3 protein-coding genes and 1 pseudogene are annotated in these 3375 nt (G+C 70.0%); 3 read left to right on the top strand and 1 reads right to left on the bottom strand.

Annotated features, from left to right (window positions below; genetic code table 11):
• Together O3Q52_RS50900 and O3Q52_RS50895 are read left to right on the top strand one after the other, a co-directional pair.
• Positions 1 to 181: pseudogene (locus O3Q52_RS50900) on the top strand (ABC transporter ATP-binding protein); the annotation flags it as partial.
• Positions 178 to 867 carry a dipeptide/oligopeptide/nickel ABC transporter ATP-binding protein gene (locus O3Q52_RS50895; RefSeq protein ID WP_269655212.1) on the top strand — a complete coding sequence of 230 codons (690 nt, stop codon included), beginning with the start codon at positions 178 to 180 and terminating at the stop codon, positions 865 to 867. The pseudogene O3Q52_RS50900 and the gene O3Q52_RS50895, both read left to right, overlap by 4 nt.
• On the opposite strand, the gene O3Q52_RS50890 is transcribed toward O3Q52_RS50895, so the two are convergent.
• Positions 845 to 1474 (bottom strand): TetR/AcrR family transcriptional regulator, encoded by a 630-nt coding sequence (locus tag O3Q52_RS50890; RefSeq protein ID WP_269655211.1) that lies wholly within the window; start codon positions 1472 to 1474, stop codon positions 845 to 847. The two genes, O3Q52_RS50895 and O3Q52_RS50890, sit on opposite strands and share 23 nt — an antisense overlap.
• A gap of 256 nt (positions 1475 to 1730) precedes the next feature.
• Here O3Q52_RS50890 and O3Q52_RS50885 point away from each other — a divergent pair, with 256 nt between their 5' ends.
• Positions 1731 to 3200 carry an MFS transporter gene (locus tag O3Q52_RS50885; RefSeq protein WP_269655213.1) on the top strand — a complete coding sequence of 490 codons (1470 nt, stop codon included), beginning with the start codon at positions 1731 to 1733 and terminating at the stop codon, positions 3198 to 3200.
• Positions 3201 to 3375 lie beyond the last annotated feature (175 nt).

The following is a 3375-nucleotide window of genomic DNA, read 5'->3' as shown; positions in this document are numbered from 1 at the left end:
CGGATCTCCCCCGCCCTCCCCCCCGGGCTGCGCCTTCGCCCCCCGCTGCCCCCTGGCGGAAGCGCCTCGCTGCCACACGGAGCACCCCGAACCCCAAACCCACGACAGCCACACCGTCGCCTGCCACCGCTGGCACGAACTCCCCGACCACCCCGCCGAGTTGTTCCTGGAGTCCACGTGAACCCCCTCCTGGAGGTACGAGACCTGGTCGTCCGCCACGGCCCCCGCACCACCGTGGACCGTGTCTCCTTCGACATCGCCCCCGGCGAGACCCTCGGCCTGATCGGCCCCTCGGGCTGCGGCAAGTCGTCCACAGCCATGGCCGTACTGCAACTGCGCCGCCCCGCCGACGGCGAAGTATGGTTCGACGGCCGCGAGTTGACCTCGCTGAACGAGAAGCAGCTGCGCCCGCTCAGACCGGCGATGCAGCCCGTGTTCCAGGACCCGTACGGATCGCTCGGCCCCCGCCACCGCATCCGCGACGCCATCGCGGAACCCCTGCGCGTACAGCGGAGCTGGGACCGGACGACCGGTCCCGAGCGCGTGGCCGAGCTGCTGGAGCAGGTCGGCCTCGACCCGTCACTCGGCGACCGGCGTCCGCACGAACTCTCCGGCGGTCAGTGCCAACGCGCCGGAATCGCCGGCGCGTTGGCCTGCGAGCCGAAGCTCCTGGTGCTCGACGAACCGGTCTCCGCACTCGACCCGTCCCTGCGCGCGGGCATCCTCAACCTCCTGGCCGAGCTGCAGGAACGCCTCGGCCTCGGCTACCTGTTCATCTGCCACGACATGGCACTCGTACGCCACTTCTGCGACCGCGTCGCGGAGATGCGCGAGGGCAGGATCGTCAGGACGACCCCTCTGCCGTAACCCCGGCCGCCGAACCCGCCGCGCCTACCGCGGCCGTCCCCGCGATCACCCGCCGCAGCCCCTCGGTGAGTTCCTCCGGACTGGTCGCGGTCTCGGGGTCGAAGGTCCACTGCGCGATGAGCCCCATCATCAGAGTCATGTAGAACTTGCCCAGCGTGTCGACGTCCCTCTCCGGCACGTCCTCCTCCAGCCCGCCCATCAGCAGCGGGATGATGCCGCGTGCCCCTTCGCGCTGGGCCTTGGCCAGGTGGTCGCGCACGCCGGGCACCTTGTCGCCCATGACCACGATCTCCATGCTGAGATGCCACATCGAACCGGGCCTCTGCATGGTCCCGATGACGTTCGACCACACCTCCTGGAACCGCTCCAGGGACCCCGGCTCGGTGTTCGCCGTGGCGCTCCCGCCCGCGTCGAAGTCGTCGGACAACTCCTCGACGATGGCGACGTAGGCCTCCGCGAGCAACGCGTCCTTCGACCCGTAGTGGTAGCCGATCGACGCCAGGTTCGTCCCCGACTCCTTGACGATGTCGCGGGCCGTCGTACGCACGAAGCCCTTCTCCAGCAGGCAGCGCTTGGCGCCTTCGAGCAGATCCTCACGGTGTCCCATGCGGCTCAGCGTACCTCTGCGACAGACAAGCGTCCCAGACGGATGTATAAGACGAGCACTCCGAGGCGCCGGTTCTATACGCACGTACTAGACAAGTGTTTAAGACGCCCGTACATTCTCGCTCATGACGAATCCCAGCGCGCCCAACCCGGTCCCTCCGCCCACTCCGCCCGGTTCGGGCACCTCCGGCGCCCCGGGCACCCAGGGGGCTCCCGCCCGTGCCGGACGCCGCGAATGGACCGCACTCGGCGTCCTGATGCTGCCTCTGCTCCTGGTCTCCATGGATGTCTCGGTCCTCTACTTCGCCATCCCGCAGATCAGCGCGGACCTGGAGCCGACCGGCACCCAGCAGCTATGGATCTTCGACATGTACGCGTTCGTGCTCGCCGGGCTGCTGATGACGATGGGCTCGCTCGGCGACCGCATCGGCCGCCGCAGGCTGCTCCTGATCGGCGCCGCCGCGTTCGGCGCGGCCTCGCTGGTCGCGGCGTACGCCGACAGCGCCGAGACGCTGATCGCGGCCCGCGCGGTGCTCGGCATCGGCGGCGCGACGCTGATGCCCTCGACTCTGGCGATCATCCGCACGCTCTTCACGGACCACGCCCAGCGCTCCACGGCGATCGGCCTGTGGTCCGGTGTGATGACGGCCGGCATCGCGCTCGGCTCGGTCATGAGCGGCGTCCTCGTGGAGCACTTCTGGTGGGGCTCGGTCTTCCTGGTGAACCTGCCCGCGATGGCGCTCCTGCTGCTCCTCGGCCCGATCCTCCTCCCCGAGTCGAAGAACCCGGCGCCCGGCCGCTTCGACCTGCTGAGTGTGCCGCTGTCCATGGCCGCGGTCCTGCTGGTGATCTACGGCCTCAAGGAGATCCCCTCGGAGGGCTGGAACGTCCGCTACGTCCTGTCGGTGACCATCGGTCTGCTCTTCGCCGCACTCTTCGTCCACCGCCAGCGCACGATCGAGTCGCCGATGATCCCGCCCTCGCTCTTCCACGGCCGCGGCTTCGCACCGGCCGTCTCGCTGAACCTGCTGTCCTCGTTCGGGCTGATGGGCTCGGCGCTCTTCACCACGCAGTACCTGCAGTCAGTGCTCGGCAAGAGCTCCATGGAGGCCGCGCTGTGGGGCCTGCTGCCCACCGTGCTGGTCGGCGTCGCCGCCCCGGTCGCCGCACAGTTGGTCCAGCGGGGAGTCAACCGGGCGTACGTCGTCTCCGGCGGCTTCGTCCTGGCGGCCTGCGGTTACGGAATGCTGACGGCGGCCGGTACGGACTCGCTGTGGCTGGTCCTCGCCGAGGCCGGAGTCATCGCCGCCGGGATCGTCACCGTGATGTCCCAGATGATGGACCTGGCGCTGGGCACCGTACCGGTGGAGAAGGCGGGCACCGCGTCCTCGGTCCTGGAGACCGGCGCGGAGTTCGGCGGCGCGCTGGGGATGGCGCTCCTCGGTTCCATCGGCACCGCGGTGTACCGCCACGACATCCCGGACGCTGCTCCCGCCGCGGCCCACGAGACCCTCGGTGCCGCCCTCGCGGTCGCCCAGCAACTCCCGGACCGCGCGGGCGACGCCATGGTGAGCGCTGCCCGCGGGGCCTTCACCAACGGAATGCAGGCAGCGGCGATCGCGGGTGCCCTGCTTCTGCTGGGCGCGGCGGTACTGGCGGCGGTGAGCCTGCGTCAGGTCCGCGTCCGGGGAACGGAGTCCGTCGAGCCGGAAAAGGTCTGCGTCTGACCAACAGGGTCGCCCCCGCCGCCCCTACCCGTTCCCATCCCTTTTCAGGGGCTCCGCCCCCGAACCCCCGCAAAAAGATTGCGCAGTTCCCCCCGCCCCTATTCAGGGGCGCGGGGGACTGCGCAATCTTTTTGCCCCGCCACACCCAACCCGCAGCCAAAAGCCTCTCCGCCCG

This window comes from Streptomyces sp. ActVer, assembly GCF_027270795.1.
Taxonomy (GTDB): domain Bacteria; phylum Actinomycetota; class Actinomycetes; order Streptomycetales; family Streptomycetaceae; genus Streptomyces; species Streptomyces umbrinus_A.
This window is presented reverse-complemented; position numbering and strand designations above follow the sequence as displayed.

Bases quoted from the DNA above. Each gene is read 5' to 3' on its own strand.
- O3Q52_RS50885 (WP_269655213.1), top strand. From the start codon at position 1,731: ATGCTGCCTCTGCTCCTGGTCTCCATGGATGTCTCGGTCCTCTACTTC.
- O3Q52_RS50890 (WP_269655211.1), bottom strand. From the start codon at position 1,474: ATGGGACACCGTGAGGATCTGCTCGAAGGCGCCAAGCGCTGCCTGCTG.